The sequence below is a fragment of the Mammaliicoccus sp. A-M4 genome, assembly GCF_022386955.1.
Classification (GTDB): Bacteria; Bacillota; Bacilli; order Staphylococcales; family Staphylococcaceae; genus Mammaliicoccus; species Mammaliicoccus lentus.
Genome location: NZ_JAJNHH010000012.1, coordinates 1 through 21,070 on the forward strand (window position 1 = coordinate 1; position 21,070 = coordinate 21,070).

The 21,070-nt window shown below is 31.4% G+C and carries 23 protein-coding genes and 2 tRNA genes; 3 read left to right on the top strand and 22 right to left on the bottom strand.

What is annotated here, in order from left to right:
- Positions 1-153: 153 nt before the first annotated feature.
- The 19 genes from LQ682_RS10545 to LQ682_RS10635 all read right to left on the bottom strand — a co-directional run bounded on the left by LQ682_RS10545 (position 154) and on the right by LQ682_RS10635 (position 15,636).
- Positions 154-227, bottom strand: a tRNA-Gly gene (locus tag LQ682_RS10545).
- A 22-nt stretch (positions 228-249) separates the two neighbouring features.
- Positions 250-335: transfer RNA gene (locus LQ682_RS10550), tRNA-Leu, on the bottom strand.
- A gap of 259 nt (positions 336-594) precedes the next feature.
- The gene (locus tag LQ682_RS10555; protein ID WP_103268918.1) at positions 595-1,050 is read right to left on the bottom strand and encodes a SprT family protein; all 456 of its coding nucleotides are present in this window, start codon (positions 1,048-1,050) and stop codon (positions 595-597) included.
- Complete coding sequence (locus LQ682_RS10560; RefSeq protein ID WP_103268919.1) at positions 1,040-3,193, bottom strand: Tex family protein; 2,154 nt, start codon at positions 3,191-3,193, stop codon at positions 1,040-1,042. The genes LQ682_RS10555 and LQ682_RS10560 overlap by 11 nt, the downstream gene beginning before the upstream one ends.
- A gap of 133 nt (positions 3,194-3,326) precedes the next feature.
- A complete protein-coding gene (gene sigB / locus LQ682_RS10565; RefSeq protein ID WP_103268920.1) occupies positions 3,327-4,097 on the bottom strand; it encodes an RNA polymerase sigma factor SigB in 771 nt (256 codons plus the stop codon).
- The gene (gene rsbW / locus LQ682_RS10570; RefSeq protein WP_016999689.1) at positions 4,072-4,548 is read right to left on the bottom strand and encodes an anti-sigma B factor RsbW; all 477 of its coding nucleotides are present in this window, start codon (positions 4,546-4,548) and stop codon (positions 4,072-4,074) included. Before rsbW ends, sigB begins: the two co-directional genes overlap by 26 nt.
- A gap of 1 nt (position 4,549) precedes the next feature.
- Positions 4,550-4,876: an anti-sigma factor antagonist gene (locus LQ682_RS10575; RefSeq protein WP_016999690.1), complete on the bottom strand. Its 327-nt coding sequence runs from the start codon at positions 4,874-4,876 to the stop codon at positions 4,550-4,552.
- A 72-nt stretch (positions 4,877-4,948) separates the two neighbouring features.
- Complete coding sequence (locus LQ682_RS10580) at positions 4,949-5,953, bottom strand: SpoIIE family protein phosphatase (RefSeq protein WP_064204137.1); 1,005 nt, start codon at positions 5,951-5,953, stop codon at positions 4,949-4,951.
- Between the two features lie 103 nt (positions 5,954-6,056).
- On the bottom strand, positions 6,057-6,428 hold the full coding sequence (locus LQ682_RS10585) for a type II toxin-antitoxin system PemK/MazF family toxin (RefSeq protein ID WP_016999692.1): 372 nt from the start codon (positions 6,426-6,428) through the stop codon (positions 6,057-6,059).
- The gene (mazE, locus tag LQ682_RS10590; protein WP_016999693.1) at positions 6,429-6,596 is read right to left on the bottom strand and encodes a type II toxin-antitoxin system antitoxin MazE; all 168 of its coding nucleotides are present in this window, start codon (positions 6,594-6,596) and stop codon (positions 6,429-6,431) included. It lies immediately after the preceding gene.
- Positions 6,597-6,682: 86 nt separating this feature from the next.
- Positions 6,683-7,831, bottom strand: coding sequence for an alanine racemase (gene alr / locus LQ682_RS10595; protein ID WP_103268921.1), 1,149 nt, complete (start codon positions 7,829-7,831; stop codon positions 6,683-6,685).
- Positions 7,832-7,878: 47 nt separating this feature from the next.
- Complete coding sequence (gene acpS / locus LQ682_RS10600) at positions 7,879-8,247, bottom strand: holo-ACP synthase (RefSeq protein WP_064204140.1); 369 nt, start codon at positions 8,245-8,247, stop codon at positions 7,879-7,881.
- Positions 8,244-8,744: a PH domain-containing protein gene (locus tag LQ682_RS10605; protein ID WP_064204141.1), complete on the bottom strand. Its 501-nt coding sequence runs from the start codon at positions 8,742-8,744 to the stop codon at positions 8,244-8,246. The genes acpS and LQ682_RS10605 overlap by 4 nt, the downstream gene beginning before the upstream one ends.
- On the bottom strand, positions 8,734-10,266 hold the full coding sequence (locus tag LQ682_RS10610) for a PH domain-containing protein (RefSeq protein WP_103268922.1): 1,533 nt from the start codon (positions 10,264-10,266) through the stop codon (positions 8,734-8,736). Before LQ682_RS10610 ends, LQ682_RS10605 begins: the two co-directional genes overlap by 11 nt.
- The gene (locus LQ682_RS10615) at positions 10,256-10,735 is read right to left on the bottom strand and encodes a PH domain-containing protein (protein ID WP_016999698.1); all 480 of its coding nucleotides are present in this window, start codon (positions 10,733-10,735) and stop codon (positions 10,256-10,258) included. The genes LQ682_RS10610 and LQ682_RS10615 overlap by 11 nt, the downstream gene beginning before the upstream one ends.
- A gap of 86 nt (positions 10,736-10,821) precedes the next feature.
- Positions 10,822-12,351: a degradosome RNA helicase CshA gene (gene cshA / locus LQ682_RS10620; RefSeq protein WP_064210827.1), complete on the bottom strand. Its 1,530-nt coding sequence runs from the start codon at positions 12,349-12,351 to the stop codon at positions 10,822-10,824.
- A gap of 164 nt (positions 12,352-12,515) precedes the next feature.
- Complete coding sequence (locus LQ682_RS10625; RefSeq protein ID WP_064204144.1) at positions 12,516-13,205, bottom strand: alpha/beta hydrolase; 690 nt, start codon at positions 13,203-13,205, stop codon at positions 12,516-12,518.
- Positions 13,202-14,551, bottom strand: a complete 1,350-nt coding sequence (locus LQ682_RS10630) for a UDP-N-acetylmuramoyl-tripeptide--D-alanyl-D-alanine ligase (RefSeq protein WP_103268923.1) — start codon at positions 14,549-14,551, stop codon at positions 13,202-13,204. The genes LQ682_RS10625 and LQ682_RS10630 overlap by 4 nt, the downstream gene beginning before the upstream one ends.
- An 11-nt stretch (positions 14,552-14,562) precedes the next feature.
- A complete protein-coding gene (locus LQ682_RS10635; RefSeq protein ID WP_064204146.1) occupies positions 14,563-15,636 on the bottom strand; it encodes a D-alanine--D-alanine ligase in 1,074 nt (357 codons plus the stop codon).
- A 180-nt stretch (positions 15,637-15,816) separates the two neighbouring features.
- Here LQ682_RS10635 and LQ682_RS10640 point away from each other — a divergent pair, with 180 nt between their 5' ends.
- On the top strand, positions 15,817-17,010 hold the full coding sequence (locus LQ682_RS10640; protein ID WP_103268924.1) for an FtsW/RodA/SpoVE family cell cycle protein: 1,194 nt from the start codon (positions 15,817-15,819) through the stop codon (positions 17,008-17,010).
- A gap of 105 nt (positions 17,011-17,115) precedes the next feature.
- On the opposite strand, the gene LQ682_RS10645 is transcribed toward LQ682_RS10640, so the two are convergent.
- Positions 17,116-17,250, bottom strand: a complete 135-nt coding sequence (locus LQ682_RS10645; protein WP_016999704.1) for an Lmo0850 family protein — start codon at positions 17,248-17,250, stop codon at positions 17,116-17,118.
- A 140-nt stretch (positions 17,251-17,390) separates the two neighbouring features.
- On the bottom strand, positions 17,391-17,594 hold the full coding sequence (locus LQ682_RS10650; protein WP_016999705.1) for a copper ion binding protein: 204 nt from the start codon (positions 17,592-17,594) through the stop codon (positions 17,391-17,393).
- 164 nt (positions 17,595-17,758) lie between these two features.
- Here LQ682_RS10650 and cls point away from each other — a divergent pair, with 164 nt between their 5' ends.
- Positions 17,759-19,240, top strand: a complete 1,482-nt coding sequence (gene cls, locus LQ682_RS10655) for a cardiolipin synthase (RefSeq protein WP_103268925.1) — start codon at positions 17,759-17,761, stop codon at positions 19,238-19,240.
- Positions 19,241-19,372: 132 nt separating this feature from the next.
- Entirely contained in the window at positions 19,373-20,029 is a 657-nt protein-coding gene (locus LQ682_RS10660) for an HD domain-containing protein (RefSeq protein WP_103268926.1), read from the top strand.
- 117 nt (positions 20,030-20,146) lie between these two features.
- On the opposite strand, the gene yidC is transcribed toward LQ682_RS10660, so the two are convergent.
- The gene (gene yidC / locus LQ682_RS10665) at positions 20,147-21,016 is read right to left on the bottom strand and encodes a membrane protein insertase YidC (RefSeq protein ID WP_016999708.1); all 870 of its coding nucleotides are present in this window, start codon (positions 21,014-21,016) and stop codon (positions 20,147-20,149) included.
- Positions 21,017-21,070: the final 54 nt, after the last annotated feature.

Sequence of the window (21,070 nt, forward strand, 5' to 3'; positions counted from 1 at the left end):
CAGGATCAAACTCTCCATAAAAGAAGTAAGCTTGATTAGCTCTTGTTGATTGGTTAAGCCAATCACTCTTTGAAGTACTTTCAGTACTCAAATTATTGGAATTAACGTTGACATATTGTCATTCAGTTTTCAATGTTCATTTTAAAAATTTTATGGAGCGGGTGATCGGAATCGAACCGACATCATCAGCTTGGAAGGCTGAGGTTTTACCACTAAACTACACCCGCTTATTCGATTTAAATTGATGAATGGTGCGGCCGAGAGGAGTTGAACCTCCACGGGATTTCTCCCACTAGGCCCTCAACCTAGCGCGTCTGCCATTCCGCCACGACCGCGCATGGTTTGCAGCTCTTTCAATCAATTTCTTATTTAAGTGACTGTCATTAATTATATTACTTAATGTTTACAAAGTCAACAATTTAGTTTAACTTTTTAATGTAATTTTACTTTCTTGAAATTGCCTTAACGTTTTGGTTCGTTTTGTTTAAGCAACGTTTATTATCATACGACGGATTTCTAATTTCGTCAACAACTTTTGTACGTTTTTTTATAAAAAAAGTACTACACTTCAAATTTCTAGCGTAGTACTTTCCTTTAGTTTATTTTTGATACTATTTTTAACTTTCCACCACATTGTCCACATCTATATTTCTGTGTATTTACCTTTTTGATTCTTTTAAATTTCAATTTACATTTAGTACATGTATATACATAATTAGCTCGTTCATCATAACTTTTAATAGGTTTACAAAATCTCGGTGCATCTACTAATTGTATTAACTGCTTAAAATCTTTATCTCTATGTTGATATCCTTTACCTTCTATATGTAGATGATAGTGGCAAAGTTCATGTTTAATAATATCAATTAGTGCTTTTTCACCGAAATGATTAAGTTGTTCTGGATTAATTTCTATATTATGTGAATTAAGTAGATATCGCCCACCCGTTGTTCTTAAACGTTTATTAAATATTGCTTGATGTTTAAAGGGCTTTTGAAAATACTCCAACGAAATTTGTGAAACAAGTTCTTGTAGTTCATTATTTTCCATTAGGATCTATCATTGTTAGTGATACTTTTTGTTTTTCTAGATTAACATCTAACACCCATACATCTACAATATCTCCAACACTAACAATATTCATTGGATGTTTTACAAAACCTTTAGATAATTTAGATATATGAACTAAACCATCTTGTTTAACTCCTACATCTACGAATGCACCGAAATCTACTACATTTCTTACAGTACCACTTAATGCCATATTTGGTTTTAAATCTTCCATGGATAAAACATCTGATTTCAGAATTGGTGTTTCAAACTGATTACGTGGGTCCCTAAGAGGTGCAATTAGTGAAGAAATGATATCTTCTAATGTAGGCACACCTATATTTAGTTTCTCACTCGTTTCATTTAATTCTATTTTATTTAATTTTTCTTTTAAGTTATCTGTTCCTATATCTTCTTTAGATAACCCTACATATTTAATTAATTCATAAGCTGCTTCATAACTTTCTGGATGTATAGCAGTTTTGTCTAAAGGTTCTGTACCTTCTAAAATTCTTAAGAAACCGATACTTTGTTCAAATGTCTTATTACCTAATCTAGGTACTTTTGCAATTTCAGAATGATGTTTTATAGCGCCTTGCTCTTCTCTAAACTTGATAATATTATGCGCTACAGTATTGCTCAAACCAGATACATAACTTAATAATGATGGTGAAGCCGTGTTTACATCAACACCAACTTGGTTTACAGCAGTTTCTACAACGAATTTTAAAGTTTCTGATAAACTCTTTTGATTAACGTCATGCTGATATTGTCCTACACCTATTGATTTAGGATCAATCTTCACTAATTCACTCAATGGATCTTGTACACGTCTACCTATTGACACTGCACTTCTTTCCTCAACTTTAAAGTCTGGGAATTCTTCACGTGCAACTTCCGAAGCTGAATATACTGATGCTCCCGCTTCGTTAACAATTATAAACTGACAAGATAAGTTATGTTTTTTAATCATTTCTGCCACAAATTGTTCCGACTCTCTACTTGCAGTACCATTACCTATAGCAACCAGTTCAATCTGATGCTTATTAACCATATCTAAAAATACTTTTTCCGATTGTTCTATTTTAGATACTGGTGGATGAGGATAAATTACATTCTTATCTACAAATGAACCGTACTCATTTATTACTGCTAATTTACAACCAGTTCTATAGGCTGGATCTAGTCCTAATATCTTTTTACCTTTCAATGGAGGTTGTAATAATAAGTTTTTCAAATTCTCAGAGAAAATTTCAATAGCATGATTTTCAGCTTTTTGAGTTAATTCAGTTCTTATTTCTCTTTCTATAGATGGTAATATTAAACGTTTTAAACCATCTTGTATTGCTTCTTTTATAACTTCAAAATGTTTATGCTTTTCACCAATATATTGTTTTATCAAATATGACTCTAACTTTTCTTGGTCTATATCAAAACTTACTTTTAGTACACCTTCTGTTTCGCCACGATTAATTGCCAACACTCTATGAGGTACGATTTTTTTTATAGGCTCTTCATATTCGTAATACATTTCAAATATATTTTTTTCATCTTCTGCTTTTTTCTTTTTCTCAGTTACCAGTTTACCTTGAGTTTCAATTTGATTTAATATGTATTTTCGGTATTTTGGTTCATCAGAGACAATTTCGGCGATTATATCTTGTGCACCTTTAATAGCATCTTTTTCTGATTTAACTTCTTCAGTAATATATTGAGCCGCTTCATCTTCAAGTGTATGTGTATCTTCGCCTTTAATAATCCATGTTGCTAAAGGCTCAAGCCCTTTTCTTTTTGCTTCTGTTGCTCTCGTTTTTTTCTTTTTCTTAAATGGACGATACAAGTCTTCTATTCTTTGAAGTTTTGTTTGTTTTAAAATATCATTTTTTAAATCTTCAGTAAGCAACCCTTGTTCATCGATAAGTCGTATAACTTCTTCTTTTCGTTTCTGTAAATTAACAGCATAATTATATTCAGTTTCTATAAGTTTGATTTCAACTTCATCTAATCCACCTGTTAGTTCTTTTCTGTATCTCGCAATAAAAGGAACTGTATTCTTATCTTCTAGCAATTCTAGAACTGTTTTAATTTGTTTTTCTGAAAACGGATGGTTATTTTTTATAATGTTAATCAATTCTTGATTCATAGTTGCCTCCTAAAAATGTTTATAATTTATTTTAACATAAATCACGAAGTTGAAATTATTGCTAACTTATTATTAATATAAAAAAGTCCGAGACATAAATAAATGTCCCAGACTCTCTATCGTTATAGTTTATTTACTTCATGGCTGCTTCTTGCAACTTTTTAATTGCCGTTCTTTGTAATCTAGAAACATGCATCTGGCTAAGTCCAATTTTTTCTCCAGTTTCTTTCTGACTCAAGCCTGTTATAAACGTGTATTGAATGATTTCCCGTTCACGCTCTGTTAATATTGGTAGAATTTTTTCAAGTATCATTCTTTTTTCAGTTAAATCGTAACCTTCTTCTGAATCTCCCATTATATCTAACAGCGTAACAGTCGATCCATCTTTATCTGCTTCAATAGTGTGGTCGACACTCAATGCATTATAACTTTGTCCCATTTCCATAGCTTCTAATACATCTTCTTCTGTTACTTCTAACCTATTTGCAATTTCAATAATTTTAGGCGAACGACCTAATTCATTCGTTAACTCTTCATTAGCTCTTTTAATCTTTGGGCCAATTTCTTTAATTCTTCTAGGAACGTGTACACTCCATGTTTTGTCTCTAAGATATCTTTTAATTTCACCAATTACTGTCGGCACTAAAAAAGCTTCGAATTTACGCTCGAACGATGTATCAAATCTTTTAATTGCGCCTAACAACCCGACCATACCTACTTGAACGAGATCTTCATGGTGTGCTTGACCTTTAGAATATCTATAAGCTAATGATTCGATTAACTTTTGATAATGTAATACAAGTTTTTCTTGAGCATCATTATTATTATTTTCCTGATAGTCTGCAATCCATGCATTTATTTCATTTGGTGAAACTTCTTTATAAGCTTTGGACTCTTCCGTCATGTGTTTGCACCTGCTCTTTAGATAAATACTTTATCATACTTATTGTAACACCAGCGTCTTTTTGAACACTCACTTCATCCATTAATGATTCAATAAGAAACAAACCTAATCCGCCTTGTCTCATGAAATTAACATTATCACTTTCTTGATATGGACCTAACACTTTTTTGGCTTCTTCATAGTTAAAGCTTTTACCTGAATCAGAAACGATAATTTCAATTTTATCTGTATATACAAGATAACCGATAAGTATTTCTCCATCAACTTTATCACTATAAGCATGTTTCACTGCGTTTGTGACCGCTTCTGATACTGCAATTTTTGAGTCTTCTATATCTTCATATGAAGCACCAGCACGATTGAAGACACCAGATAATGTTAATCTTACTAGTCCTACGTATTCCGCTGCTGCAGGAAATCTCATCTCTATATAATCATAGTTAGATGTCATTTTATTTTACCTCCGTTCCCTTGTTGACATGCATGAGTTCTTTAAGACCCGTAATTTCAAATAATCTTTCAATTCTTTCTGATACGCCGAGTACATATAAAGATTTCCCATGCTCGTTTAATGATTTTAATGTGCCAACAAATAAACCTAAACCGGTAGAATCTAAATAACTCACATCTTGCAAGTTTACATGTATATCATGAGTTCCTTTTTGTCTAATTGGTTGTAAAACTTCTTGTAGTTCTGGCGCAGTGTATACATCTAATTCACCACCAACCTTTATTTCGTAATAATTTTCATGTTCTGTTGTTTCAATGTTAAGATTCATTCTTCCTTACACCCCTACTTATATTAGACTTTCATCATTAATATCTACCCTATATATTTAATATTAATCTTATTATTTTACACGTTTTACAATTAATATCGTTAAGTCATCTCGTTTGTTAGGATTTTGAAGCTTCACAAGCTCTTCATATAGTATTTGTACGATATCTTGTGGATGTAACTGTTTATGTTCTTTTATCATATTAAGTAAATCTTTAGTTTTGATGAATTCATTTTGCTGATCTCTTAATTCAGTAACGCCATCTGTAAATACTATAATCATATCTTGCAATTCAATTTTAATTTCGCTTTGTTTATACCTTGTATGTTTATTTACACCAAGTACAATTCCTCTTTCGGTCATTTCCTCAAACTCTCCAGTTTGATCTCTGTATATATAACCAGGTTCATGACCAGCAGAGCTATAATAAAGCATATTATTAATTTCCTCATAAAGTCCATAAAACATCGTGACAAACATATTTTGGTTAACGTTTTTTTCGACTACTCGGTTTAAACGTTTTAAACCATCACTTGGTAATTGAGAATGGCCGTATGAGTCCATTCCAAATTTAATCATACTCATCGCAAGTGCTGCAGGAATACCTTTCCCTATAACATCTGCCACTGCAAAGCTCATTGTGCCATCATTATGGTCAATCAAATTGAAGTAATCTCCACTTACTCTTTGTGCTGGCACAGAAATTGCCCCAATTTGAATGCTATCAAACTGAGGGATTTGGGGTTTCAGCATCGTTTGTTGTAGACTTGACGCCACATCCATTTCCTTATCATGAATTTTAATCTTGTTTAACAATTTCTTATAGTCTCTATATGTGAAACCATAGCCAATGATTACTTCTATTAATACGTCAAAAGAACTTACAATCTGTTGTTTTGTTAAATCATTTTGATTGCGAATGATTTCTAAATGCAATTGCACGATTTCTTCTGGCGAAACATTATCTTCAATTGCTTCATTAGAATAAGTTTGGCAATTTGATAGAATATCATCATTTGAAGTATTTACGTATTCTAACAATAATTGTTGATAATATTGCTTCTTCTGCTCTGACACAAAGTCACCTCGTTTCTAAAAGACTAAAAAAGCTTTAGGCTAATCCTAAAGCGATTGTTGCTTTAAAAGATGTATAATTCTTCTAAAACATATATTCAATATCCTATGTATTACCTAATGTATCAAATTTATATTGCAAAGTGAGATTGAGGCTAATTGCAATTGCAGAATCAACCTCTTTCATCTTTGCATCAGATAAATATGTTAATTTTTCTTTCAACCGTTTCTTATCGATTGTTCTAATTTGTTCTAGCAAAATAACTGAATCTCTATCTAGTTTATATTTCGCTGCTTCAATTTCTACATGTGTAGGTATTTTAGCTTTATTAATCTTCCCAGTAATCGCTGCTACAATAACAGTCGGACTATATCTATTACCTGTGTCATTTTGTATAATAACGACTGGTCTTGTTCCCCCTTGTTCAGAACCAGTTACTGGAGAAAGATCTGCGAGATATACATCTCCTCTTCTCATTTATTCACCTTGTTGAGAAGTTAAGTGTGACTCATTAGAATCACAAGCTTCACATTCACTATAATATGCTTCAGACGCAAGGGAGAGATTTAAATCAGCCATATAACGGTATCCTTCTTTCAGTGTTTGTTCTAAACTTTGATTGCGATTTTGTGTTAACGATGTCATAACAAATACCTCCAGATTAATTAAGCGTTAAAATTATGAAAATTAAGTTATTAATATCATAACAAATGTATTTAGTTTTGACTATATCATTTTAGTAATTCATTTGTAATTTCACTATTTTCACCTGCGTAATATATACGTGGTAATCGTTTTTTCAGATTACAAAGCACCTCATAATTTATTGTATCTAAAGCGTTTGCAATTTTTTCAGCTGACTGTTCCGAATCAATATCGTTATCCATGAGAATAACCTTATCTCCAACTTCTACATCATCAGGTACTTTAATCATTGTTTGATCCATGCAAACTCTACCTATTACAGGGCACTGAGAACCATTGACATTAACATACGTATTTTGCATTTTTCTTAAATAACCGTCTGCATAACCAATAGGCAAAGTTGCTACTTTCGTTTTTTCTGAGGTCGTGTACGTTGCTCCATAACTAACAGTATCGCCTGCTTCGAGATATTTAGTTTGAACAACTTCTGTTACAAGTTGTGCTGCTGGCTTTAATTTCAAGTTTGAAATTTCTTGTATATATTGTGATGGATAATATCCATATAGTGAAATACCAAACCTTACAGCAGTACAAATAGAAGCGTCATATCTTAAAGCACCAGCAGAATTTTGAGCATGAACATACTCTGGAGTATGTGAAGATTCTACAAATTTCTCGAATAAATTATATTGTTGTTCAGAAAAGTCATTTGGTTCATCAGCAGATGCAAAATGGGTATAAACACCTTCAAAAATTAAACGTTCATTCGTTTCAATCGTATTAATGACATGTTGGTATGATTCGATACTTCTCAGTCCGATTCTACCCATTCCTGTATCTATTTTAACATGCATCCAAAGTGGCTTATCTGTTTCATCATTTAAATATTCAATTGCACTTGATAACCATTCTTCTGATGGCACCGTTACTGCTACTCTATGTTGAACTGCTTTATTAATATCTTGAGTGCTGATTACACCTAATACTAGAATCTTAGCTTTAATACCATGCATTCTCAGTTCTATTGCTTCGTCTAAAGTAGCAACAGCAAAAAAGTCTACCCCTTCATTCATAAGATATGTTGCTATTGGCACACTTCCTAATCCATATCCATTAGCTTTAACTACCGCCATAATCTTTTTATTTGGGTGTAAACGGCCTACTGCTTGATAATTTTCTAGAATCGCTGGTAGATCAACGTTGATATAAGTTGGCCTATAATATTTTTCGGACAACAGCAAAGCACCTCCTTGTATAATATTTGTATTTTATCATATCGCTGTTATTCTTGCTTACTATTATCCACTTCTACTACAACAAATGCTTCCGCGTACGATTGAGTATGTGCAATGGAAACATGCGTTATAAATCCCTCACATTTAATATTCGGTTTCCCTTTTGAATCAGGTAAACAATTAACAGAATGAAATCCATAATCTTTTCCTATACCTGTTCCCATTGCTTTAGTAAAAGCTTCCTTTACAGCAAATCTACCTGCCAAAAATTCTACTTTCCTATCTTCTAAAGAAATGTTATTAAAAATTTCTATTTCATCATCTGTGAGTATTTTTTGTGCCATTGATGGTCGTTTATTATACCAATCACGAATGCGGTCAATCTCAATTAAATCAATCCCTACTCCGTGAATCATACGTTTTCACCTTCATTTTCATATTCATCTTTATTATCATCAATTCTATTTTGTATAGAACGTTTAATTTCGTTTGCTATATCAACTTTTAAATATTTTAATCCGCTATTTCCACCTGCAGTAGATAATGAAATACTAGCTAAGTTAAATTTTCTCATGAAAAAACCTTCATACAAGTCAACATTCTGAATTCTACCCATCGGTATTGTCGATTCTTCAATCATAAAAATACCTGATTTAATATTTACTTCATCATTTGTTATGTCATAACGGAAATTGCGGTACATATAATATGGTTGAATGATTAAGCCATATATACCAATAATCAAACCTATTCCAATAGGAATTAATATAAACCATTTCGAAATATCTGTTAACCACAATTTAAGTACGACAAACATAGCGATTGTTATGATTAAAATTATTGCTAAAGTAATCAGAGTACCTATTCGTTCAACTGTTTTTCCTTTTGGATTCATTTTATGTTTAGGAAGCATCTTCACTTACCTCCTTTTCCTTATACCAATTATAAATATCGATAGCGTCTTTTTTATTAATAAATCTCAAGCCTTTAGACAACATTCCATTACCATATGCAAGATGAATATTAAAATGTGCTATATCTTTTCTTTTAATAATAGGATTTTCGCTTAACTCATACGTTAAAATTTTATCTCTATTTGCCCAAATTGTTTCATATTCAAATGGCGATGCATTTAAAATACTAATCGAATCATCAAATACTTTAAATCCGGATTTTGTAGTTTGAACAGTCGCATATAATAACATGATTAAAATAATTGCCGCTCCTATAATCCAAGTGTATGACCATAAGTATATTTGTATAGGTAATACAATAGCGATAATAAATAAGCTTGGAATAAAAATTCTTCTTCTAATTCCTTGTAATGGTAATCCTTGTTTTACTGGTTTAAATTGAAATTGTGGAATAATTTCTTCAAGTAACTTGTATGCTTTCTGTTTCTTTAAAAATGGTAATATCGTTACATGTGTAACATCTAACTCTTCAGCATTTTCAAAATTACCGTCTGTCGTTATAATTGCAGAAATTTTAGTATAACCAATCATTCTTCTAAAAAGTGTTTCTTCTTCTTTCAATGCTTGAATTCTTGTAATTGGTACTGTTCTTTTCTTAACTGTTAACAATCCGTATTTTACAGTTAAAAGTTCTCCGTCAAACGTTAGCTGATACCTAAAGTTCTTAACAAAGACAATTAATGAACCAATAATATAACTCAATATAACAAATATTACGCCTAAACTTACCATAATAACTGTTAAATTAACAAATTGGTTAATAAGCGGATCTATTAATGCTTCGACATCCATAACTTGTGCTAAAAAGCCATACAGTGACCCTAAAGCTGCGAACACTATTAAAATACCACCACTTGTAAAACTCATTTTCAATAATTCTTTTACTGATAATCTGTAGAAAACGACATCTTCTTTCTCATTTATCGTTTCTTGTTCATTTTCATTTCGTTCTTCTTTATGTTCATCATTTAAATCAGCATCATTATCACTAACTTTACTATTTGCATTTTTAATTTTATTTTTTCTTTCTTTTATGTAATTAGATAAATCATCGCTTTGTTTTTTAGTGACCGTATCTAGTTCTATACCATCACTTGCAGTTTTTACACTTAGATTAACACCACCTAATATTTGATGGACTATATTTTGAGATGTATCCATAGATTGTATACGTGCAATGTTTAGTTCTTTTCTATTTTTAGAAAAAACGCCCCATGTCATAATAAGTTGGTCATTTTCAATCCAATATCTTGTTTTGTATATTTTAATACTTTTAGTAATTGTGCCCAATACTGAAAAAATTAAGATAGCCCCTGGAAATATTAACTCGAAAATATTATCGAATCCACTTCTAATTACTAAAAAGATACCTATAATTAAAGGGAATAAATTGGATTTTATAGATTGTAATAGTCCACTGACATATGAGATTGGATGTAATTTTTGAGGATTAAACATCATCTGTCACCTCTTTTACTTTAGTAATGATTTTCTTCCTTGTTTCTTCGGCTAATTTTCGATTAACCATTGGTAGTCTGATTCTACTGCCCGCTGTTACGACTACAACGAAATATATATTAAATCTTCTAGAAATTGGTCCATGTTCAATTTCAATAAATTGAATTCTATTAATAGGCTGTACTGAACGCTTTTGATAGTATAACCCTTTTTGAATTTCAATTGAGTGTTCACTTATTTCAAATGAAGTTCGCTTCAATCGTATAATCGGATTTATAAAACCTAAAACAATTATGATTACCAATAAGGCTGTAACAGGATAAATTAGAAAATGCCACCAATCAAACCTTTGCCATAACCAAATAAAAACACTGTATAACAAAATTAAAAAAACAATTGAAATACAATGATCGATATAATCATATTTTATAGATTGCTTTGGCATTTTGTTATCTAAAACTTTTTTATACATACTATCTCCTTCTCCATTACAATTTAGGTGTATTATATCATAAAAAAAGACGCATAACCTTTGAGATTATGCGTCTTTTTTAATTATTATTTTGAATGCTCAGCGAATGTTCTACCTGAGAATTGTTTTTTTGAACGTGGTTTACTAGGTTTATTATTTTTACCTTTATTACGATCAAAATTATTGTTTTTATCATTGCTACGACGTTTGTTTTTGCCATCAAATCTAGTTCTAGATTTACCACGACTACCGCCACCACTGCGGTTGCCTTGTTTACCTTTGTAACCTGATTTTTTAGATAATGGTTTCTCAAATGTTAATTGTACGTCAGCCTCATCATTAGATTTAATTAATTCTTGTAATAAAGCTGCTACTAATTTTTGATTACCGTATTCACTGATTAATTCTTCAGCAATTTTTTCGATACGGCCTTCAATTGGGTTTTCTACCCATTTTTTAACTTTATCTTTAACATCTGATTCTTTTGCTTTCATTACTTCACCTGGTGTTGGTGGACGTAAAGCAGTCATTTGACGTTTGTTTGCTTTTTCAATTTGACGGATATAATCCATTTCAATTGGGTTAACAAATGTTACTGCAGCGCCTTTTTTACCTGCTCTACCTGTACGACCAATACGGTGAGTATAGCTTTCAGTATCTTGAGGAATATCAAAGTTATAAACATGACTTACGCCAGAAATATCTAATCCACGTGCCGCTACATCAGTAGCAACTAGAATATCAATTTGGTCATTTTTGAATTTTTTCAATACTTCTAAACGTTTAGCTTGTGTAATATCTCCGTGTAAACCTTCAGCACGATAACCTTTAGTGATTAAAGCACTTGTTAATTCATCTACACGTCTCTTTGTACGGCCAAATACAATTGCTAATTCTGGATTTTGTACGTCTAGTAAGTTTGTGAAAGTTTCGAACTTCTCAAGTTCTTTAACAATAGTATAATATTCATCAATTTGAGGATCAGAAAGTTCGTTTGACATCGTCTTAACGATTTTAGGGCTCTTCATGAATTTTTGTACTAATTCTTGAATTGCTTTAGGCATAGTAGCAGAGAATAGTAATGTTTGACGATTTTCACTTGGAAGTTTAGACATTATAAATCTCATATCATCTATAAAGCCCATGTTCATCATTTCATCTGCTTCATCTAATATTAAAGTGGTAATAGAATCTGTTTTTAACGTTTTTCTATTTAAGTGGTCAATAACACGTCCAGGAGTACCTACTACAATTTGAGGTCCTTTTTTCAATGATTTAATTTGTCTATCGATTGGCATACCACCAAATACAGTGATAACATTTACGTTTTGACCTTTACTAAAGGTACGTAATTGTTCTGCTACTTGCATTGCTAATTCACGCGTCGGTGCAAGTATTAATGCTTGTACGCCTTGTTTGTCGGCTACTTTATCTATTAATGGAATACCAAAAGCACCTGTTTTACCTGTACCAGTTTGTGCTTGACCTAACACATCTGTACCATTTAATGTATGTGGAATACTCTCCACTTGAATAGGTGTTGGTTCAGTAAATCCCATTCCGTCCAAAGCGTTTAAGGTAGCTTCGGAAATACCTAATTCTTTAAATTTTTGCAAAATAATTCTCCTTTTATATAGTTAATTCTCTCGTCTTTTTTATTCAACTTCTATATACTACCACCCTTTTTACAATAGCGCAATCTGATAAAACTGTAGTTTACATTTAATTTTCACTAATTAAAATGCAAAAAAACTGCGCTAAAAAAGGGTTTAGCCCAGTTTTAAAATATTTTTTTATTTTTAAATATAAATTTTTCAACTTCATAAAAAACAGTTTTATTAACTTTTGATATACAAATTTCATGTGGTCCTCTATCAACTTCTACCAATTTAGCATTTTTCATTCTTTTAACTAATTGACGAGATTTTTCAATTGGTACTAGTCCATCTATTGTACCATGTATAATTAAAGTTGGTGAAACTATTTGTTCTGGTATATATAAAGCTCTTTGTTGTAATTTCTTAAACGATAGAAAGGATTCAAAATTAATTCTAATTGTTCTTAGGAGAATCATTTCTAAAATTTTAACATCAGCGTATCTCATGTTATTAATAAATCTATATGGATTTTTAGCTAAATATTTAATATTAACATTCTCATAAGCTGGCGCTATCAAAACTAATTTGTCTGGAGGATGTATTTTAGCAAGTAACCCTGCAATGATTCCTCCCATAGAAAAGCCTACTATAACAATTTTATCTACTTTTTTACTTAGCAGCTCGTATGATTGTTTCGCTTTTTCGAACCACATATCTTCGTCTGTTCCTTTTAATAATAGAAGTGAACCATGTCCTGGATATTCTGGTGCTTCTAGCATAAAATCATAGCGTTCACTTAAATACTCAATCAATGGTAATAATTCGTATCTGCCACCTGTGTACCCATGTAAAAAAAGTATGCCTAATTTCATTTTAGTTCATCAATAATCGTTTCAAGTGACATTCCTCTCGAACCTTTAAATAAAGTGACAGAATCAGAATTTAAATGTTTGCTTAAATATGTTTTTATATCTTCTTTGTTTTCAAAATGACGAGCATCAGTTACAAAGCCTTGTGCCTTATTATAAATATGCGCCGCTTCTTGTCCATAAGTTAAAAGTCTTTGAATATCTTTACCTTCAAAATATAATCCCACTTGTTCATGCATATCTTTACTGATAGAACCTAATTCTAATACATCCGCTAAAACAATTGTTTTATCTTTTTGTTCTATATTATGAAGTGTATCAATTGCTGCTTTCATGCTCGTAGGACTAGCATTATAAGCATCGTTTATAAATAAACCATATTGAGATGTATCAATTTGTTGCATTCTCATGTCTGTAATCGTTAAATCTGCAAGTGCATTTTGTATAACATCATCAGTTACACCTAATTGCTTAGCGACTTGAATAGCATATGTTGCATTTTTCACGTTATGTGCACCTAATATATTTAAATGATAGACAATATGTTCATTATTCAAATTAAAGTTAATACCACTACTTGAAGTTTGGTTCGTATATATTTTAACTTTATTTTGATCATTGAGACCAACAGAAATTGATGACTTATCTAATTCTGCAACTAATGGTTGAAGTAACGGTTCATCACCATCGTAAATCAAGATGCCATTGTCATTTAAACCTTCAGCGATTTCGAATTTAGCTTTTGCTATTCCTTCTCTAGATCCTAAATCTTGCATATGTGATTCGCCAATATTTGTGATTATTGCAATATCTGGTTGTGCAATTTTCGTTAATTCTCTTATTTCTCCAAAGCCGCTCATACCCATTTCTAATATAGAAACTTCAGTGTCTTCATCTAAATCCAATATCGTAAGCGGGCAACCAATTTCATTATTATAATTACCTTGTGTTTTTTTTACTTTGAAGTTTTGACGAAGTACACTTTCTACCATATCTTTAGTTGTTGTCTTACCATTTGAACCAGTTATAGCAACAACTTTTGGATTCACATATTTTAAATACGCTTTAGCTAAATCTTGAAGAGCTTTTAAAGTATCTTCTACTTGAATAATCGGACCTTCAGGTGGATTTGGTATGTCTTTTTGCCAAAAGGCAGCACCTGCTCCATCAGCTAAAGCTTGTTTAACAAAACGATGTCCATCAACGTTTTCTCCTTTAAATGGAATGAACAATTGTCCTTTTGTTAAGCTTCTAGAGTCAATACAAGTACCGTCGACATATGTGTCTAAAAATTCATCTTGAATTTCGCAATCTATCCAATCTTTTATTTTACTTAATTTAAATTTCATACGCATAACCCTCAGTCAATTTTGTATTTAATTTCTTTTTTACTATTATATCTCTCAATAGCAAGTTCAATTAACTTTGTAATTAATTCAGTATAGCTAAGATTCATGTTTTCCCATAATAATGGATACATACTATACTGTGTGAAGCCTGGCATTGCATTTGTTTCATTTATATATATAGTGTTATCTTCTGTTAAGAAGAAGTCTGCTCTTGCTAAACCAGAACAATCAGTTGCTTTGAAAGCTTCTATTGCCATATTACGTAGAGTAGTTGCAGTTTCATCATCTATATCAGCAGGAATTTGAAGTTTTGCCTTCCCATCCTGATATTTAGATTTATAATCGTAGAATTGAACTTCTTTTACAACTTCACCAGGTAAAGTTGTTTCAGGATAATCATTTCCCAATACTGCAACTTCTATTTCTCTCGCGTCAACACCTTGCTCAATAACAAGTTTACGATCGAATTGAAAAGCTTCTTTAATGCCTTCAAGTAATTCTTCTTTATTTGTACACTTACTTATACCAACACTTGAACCTAAGTTAGCTGGTTTAACGAACACTGGGTATTCTAATTTGTTTTGTATAAGTTCAATAATATTATGTTCATACTTTTCATATTCACTTTTTAAAAAGCTGACATATGGTAACTGAGGTAATCCTCTATGTGCAAATAAATGTTTCATCACTAATTTATCCATACTACTAGACGCAGCTAGTACCCCGTTTCCAACATAAGGTATATCTAAGACTTCGAATAAACCTTGTATTGTACCGTCTTCACCATTAGGTCCATGTAATAATGGGAATACCGCATTATACGGTTCACCGTGATTACTTTGTTCTAATAGTCTTGAGATAGGTGTTAATTCTTCAGATTGAAGACGTAGCTTTTCAATATCTTCAATTTTATAATCGATGGACTCTGCTCCTTTTATCCAATCACCATCATTCGTTATGTAAATAATATCTACGTTATATTTATTTAAATCTACTGCATTTATCACATTTTGTGCTGTGAGAATAGATACATCATGTTCTGCGCTTTTCCCACCATAAATGATACATATATTTTCTTTAGACATTAAGACGCCCCCATGTAAATTAGTAGACTACATTTTATCATGTTTTTAATGATTGTTGCACCTTTCTACATCTTTAATTTAAAAATTAACTTCTTGAAAATGGCAAAATTGTACCATCTTATGTACAATCGAGTTATAATGGAAAATATGTAATTTAGCGTTAATTAAAGGAGTATATTAATGGAAACTTCTACTCGTACATTAAATAAGTCATTTATTCAAAGAATCGATTGGCGATTAATATTTATCGTCCTTCTTCTATTTGCAACAAGCTGTTTAATTATCAATTCAGCAATGTCTAGTGGACAATATGAAACAAACTTTTTGTTAAAACAAGTTTTGTATTATGCCATGGGCTTTATTTTGGCCATAATTTTAATATTTATATCGCCAAAAACAATACGTAAATATGTATGGATTGTTTACATCTTAGGTAACCTGTCTTTAGTTGGTTTAATAGTGTCACCTGAATCAAGTTTTACACCGATTATTAATGGCGCTAAAAGTTGGTACAGACTTGGACCAATAAGTGTTCAACCATCCGAGTTTATGAAAATTATATTAATATTGGTGTTAGCAAATGTTGTTTACCAACATAATAGGTTTACATATAATAAATCAATAACAAGAGATTTTAATTTATTATTCAAAATCTTCTTAACTTCTCTCGTTCCAATGGGATTAATCTTGTTCCAAAACGATTTAGGGACGACTTTAGTTTTAATAGCGATTATTTTAGGTGTTATTATCGTATCAGGCGTTACGTGGCGAATTTTGGCTCCAGTGTTTATAGCATTATTTGCTTTTGGATCTAGTGTTATTTTGCTAATGATTTATAAGCCAAGTATCATTGAAAAAGTTTCAGGCATTCAAACTTATCAATTTGGACGTATTAATTCTTGGTTAGATCCATACACATATAGTTCTGGAGACGGGTATCATTTAACAGAATCTTTAAAAGCAATCGGTTCCGGCCAAATATTCGGTAAAGGACTGAATAACGGCGAAGTATATATACCAGAAAACCATACCGATTTTATTTTCTCTATAATTGGTGAAGAGTTTGGTTTTATTGGAACAATAGCGGTGCTTATAATATTTTTAATGTTATTCTTCCATCTCATAAAACTGGCAACGACTACTTCGCACCCGTTCAATGCTATTTTCATCATTGGTTATTTAACATTTGTACTATTCCATGTTGTACAAAATATTGGTATGACGATACAGTTGTTACCTATTACAGGTATACCTTTACCGTTTATTAGTTACGGTGGATCTTCACTATGGTCGCTTATGGCCGGCATAGGTATTATCCTATCAATTTATTATCATGAAAAAGATAAATTTGCAGTTGTCAAAGAAGATAAATAAAAAAAGGATTTATTCATTAGATAAAAACCTAATGAATAAATCCTTTCTTATTTGAGATTGGAGATATTTATTCCAAACTCAATTTATACACAATCTACTGAACAATTATTTCAATTTATTTGTAGCTACGTTTGGTAAACTGCGCATAATCTCAATGCGAGACTTTGTTTCTGTTATGTTTACGCCTAATGATGATAAAAGTTTGACCACATTCTTTACCTTTGACTTAGGTTGTTTCATGGGTACCACCTCTTATTCAAATTAAATATCTTATTATCATTTTACATTATTATATAGTATTTGACTATACTTCAAATGGACTATTTTGTTATTTTTCTATATATTTTGTTAATTTATACTAAAATTTTAACATTTATATCTTAAATAACTTCATATCCTGCATCAAAAATTGCATTTTCAATATTATCTATGCTTGCTGGATCTTCAAATACAACACGCACTTGATTATCTTCAGGGCTTGCTACAACTTCTTTAACACCAATTAATTGCCCTACTGATTCTTCTACAGCTTGTTTACAATGAGCACAACTCATTCCTTCAACATCTATGATACGCTCTTTCATTATGAACATCTCCTAATCATATTTTTATTTATTTACATTGATTTATATATATACCTATTTTGTTTAATTATATGTATATATATGAAAATGGTCAAATACAACCTTTCCATTTTTATTTTAAATGTATTATACTAGTTTAAAGATACAGAAATGGAGGCATTGATATGAATTTTGCACCAAATTTTTCATTTGATTTTTCTCTTATTATATCAGTGCTATTGGTATTGGCATTTATATTAAACGTTGTATTTGGATTTGTTATCATATTCCTAGAACGTAGAGAAGCGAGCGCAATTTGGGCATGGTTGTTAGTATTATTATTCGTACCATTACTCGGTTTCTTTTTATACTTATTATTTGGTAGACAAATTCAGAATAAAAGCATCTTTAATTTAGATGAACAAGATAAAATAGGTTTAGAACATATTGTTAATGAACAACTTAAAGCAATTGATGAAAATAATTTCGAAGTAGATAAACCAGAAATAGCGAATTATAAACATTTAATTCATATGCTTTTATACAATAATTCAGCCTTTTTAACAACTGATAATAAAGTGGAAATTTTTACTGATGGCAATGATAAATTCGATGCATTAATCGAAGATATTAGAAATGCTAAACATTACATACATATTCAGTATTATATTTTTAGAAAAGACAATCTAGGTAAAAAAATATTAAACGAACTCGAGAAGAAATTACACGAAGGCTTAGAAGTCAAAATGTTATATGATGATATGGGCTCACGTAAACTTAACCTTTCATCATTCAAAAAGTTTAGAGAAATTGGCGGAGAAGTGGCAAGTTTCTTCCCTTCTAAATTACCTCTCATTAACTTTAGAATGAACAACCGTAATCATAGAAAAATCGTAGTGATTGATGGCGAAGTTGGTTATGTTGGTGGATTTAATGTTGGCGATGAATATTTAGGACTAGATAAAAAGTTCGGTTATTGGAGAGATACGCATTTACGATTAGAAGGCGACTCTGTTAATGCCTTACAACTTAGATTTATGATGGATTGGAACTCTCAATCAACACGTGACAAAATGCGTTATGAATCAAGATACTTCCCAGATGTTGAATCTGGAGGTAAAGTTGGTGTACAAATTGCTTCCAGTGGTCCCGACGAAGACTGGGAACAAATCAAATATGGTTATCTTAAAATGATTTCAGAAGCTAAAAAAAATATCTATATTCAAACACCATATTTTATACCTGATTCATCATTCTTGGACGCTGTGAAAATAGCTGCATTATCTGGTGTAGATGTGAACGTCATGGTACCTAATAAACCAGATCATCCTTTTGTTTATTGGGCTACTTACGCTAATGTTGGTGAATTAATAAAAGCCGGCGTTAATGTTCATATATATGAGAAAGGTTTCATTCATTCAAAAATGGTCGTTATAGACGACGAAATTGTAAGTATCGGTACGGCTAATATGGATAACAGAAGCTTCGTATTAAACTTTGAAGTCAATGCATTCATTTATGATGAGGAAATAGCTGAATCATCAAGATTAGCATATCAAAACGATATAAAACATTCTTCAACATTAACTATTGAAAAATATGATAGTAGAAGTACATGGATAAAACTTAAAGAAGGTTTAGCTCGATTGCTAACACCACTTCTTTAAACAATATGAGAGTGAGACAAAAATCTTATTTTGTGAAAATGGTTTCGTAGTCCCACTTAGTCACCTTTACCAATATAATATACAGTCCGGGACAATTATTTATGTCCCGGATTTTTTTAAGGAGAAAATAATATGGATAAACAATGGATTATAAAAGATGCTGAACGTCATGTCCGTTCATTACACAAAGAGGATACAACAGGTCATGATTTTGAACACATTATGAGAGTGAGGCATATTGCATTAGATATAGCTCAACATGAACAAGTAAATACTTTCATAGTAGAACTAGCAAGTTTGCTCCATGATTCTGTAGATAGCAAATTATTTAAAGACGCCAATAAAGCTTGGGATAATTTATACGTATGGATGAACAAAGTACAACTTTCAACTGAAATACAAAAAGAAATCATTCATATTTTAAAATACATCAGCTATAAAGGCGGCAAAAATAAAGGTAAGCTTAATAGTTTAGCTGGTAAAGTTGTACAAGATGCGGACAGAATAGACGCTTTAGGTGCTATAGGTATTGCTCGAACATTTCAATTTGCAGGTCATTTTAATGAACCTATGCATATTACAGATTCAAAACCTAGAGATTTAAATACGATAACAGCAGATCAATATCATAATGAGCCTAATACTGCGATTAATCACTTTTATGAAAAGTTATTATTACTTAAAGACCAAATGAATACAGTTAGAGGAAAAGAAATCGCAGAAGATAGACATAAATTTATGCTAATGTTTTTAGAACAATTTTTCGAAGAATGGAATGTCGGAATATAGTGTCGTCGAATGTTGCACGTGGACCTTGTCTTGCAACTTAGACAACAAAAAAAGCGGAAATTCTTATTTAAAAGAATTTCCGCTTTTTCTATTTTACAGGATTGTTGTTACCCTGACTTATTTCTTTTTCTTTTTATTTGAAACGAGCTTAGCTGGTTTCTTATCATTGTTAGCTTCTTGTTGGTTTTTTTCGTGCGCTTCAATGATTGGTTTCATTTCTTCTTCAACTTTACTGTTATAGAAGACATTACCTAACCAAGTTTGAACAACTAGGAAAGCACCACCGACAGCCCAGTATAAACCTAATGCTGAAGCTGAAATGTATGACATCCAAATAATCATGATTGGAGAAATGAACATCATCATTCTCATCATATTCTTTTGTTCATCAGGTACATTAGCGTATTTCATAGAAACAAATGCTTGTAATGCATAGATGATACCTGCAATTATAGTAATGAAGATATCTGGTTGCGTTAAGTTGAACCATAGGAATTGTGGATATTCTGTAATTCCACCTTCAGTTGGGAACTTCAATACATAGAACAAGCCCATTACGATAGGCATTTGAATAACAATTGGTAAACAACCCATGTTCATTGGGTTAATACCGTGCTTTTTGTATAGTGCCATCATATCTTGATTGGCTTCCATTTTTTCTTCTTGAGTTCTAGCACGTTTAACTCTTTCCTGAATTTTTTCCATTTCAGGTTTAGCTAATTTCATTTTTTCACGCATTAATTTTTGATTTTTATACGTTTTCATCATGAATGGGAATAAGACTAAACGCACGATTAACGTAATAATTATAATTGCTAGTCCATAGTTGTGATCTAAGTTAGCGCCGAGCCAATGAATTAAATTGTCCATTGGTTTAACAAATGTATTATAAAAGAATCCATCTCTATTCTCAGGTTTAGAATAATCACACCCAGCTAGCACAACCATTACACCGAATAATAATGGCCATAAAGCTTTTTTCTTCATTTTTCCACCTCTATTGATATACTCACATAAAGGTTATTCTACCATAGTTTCTAT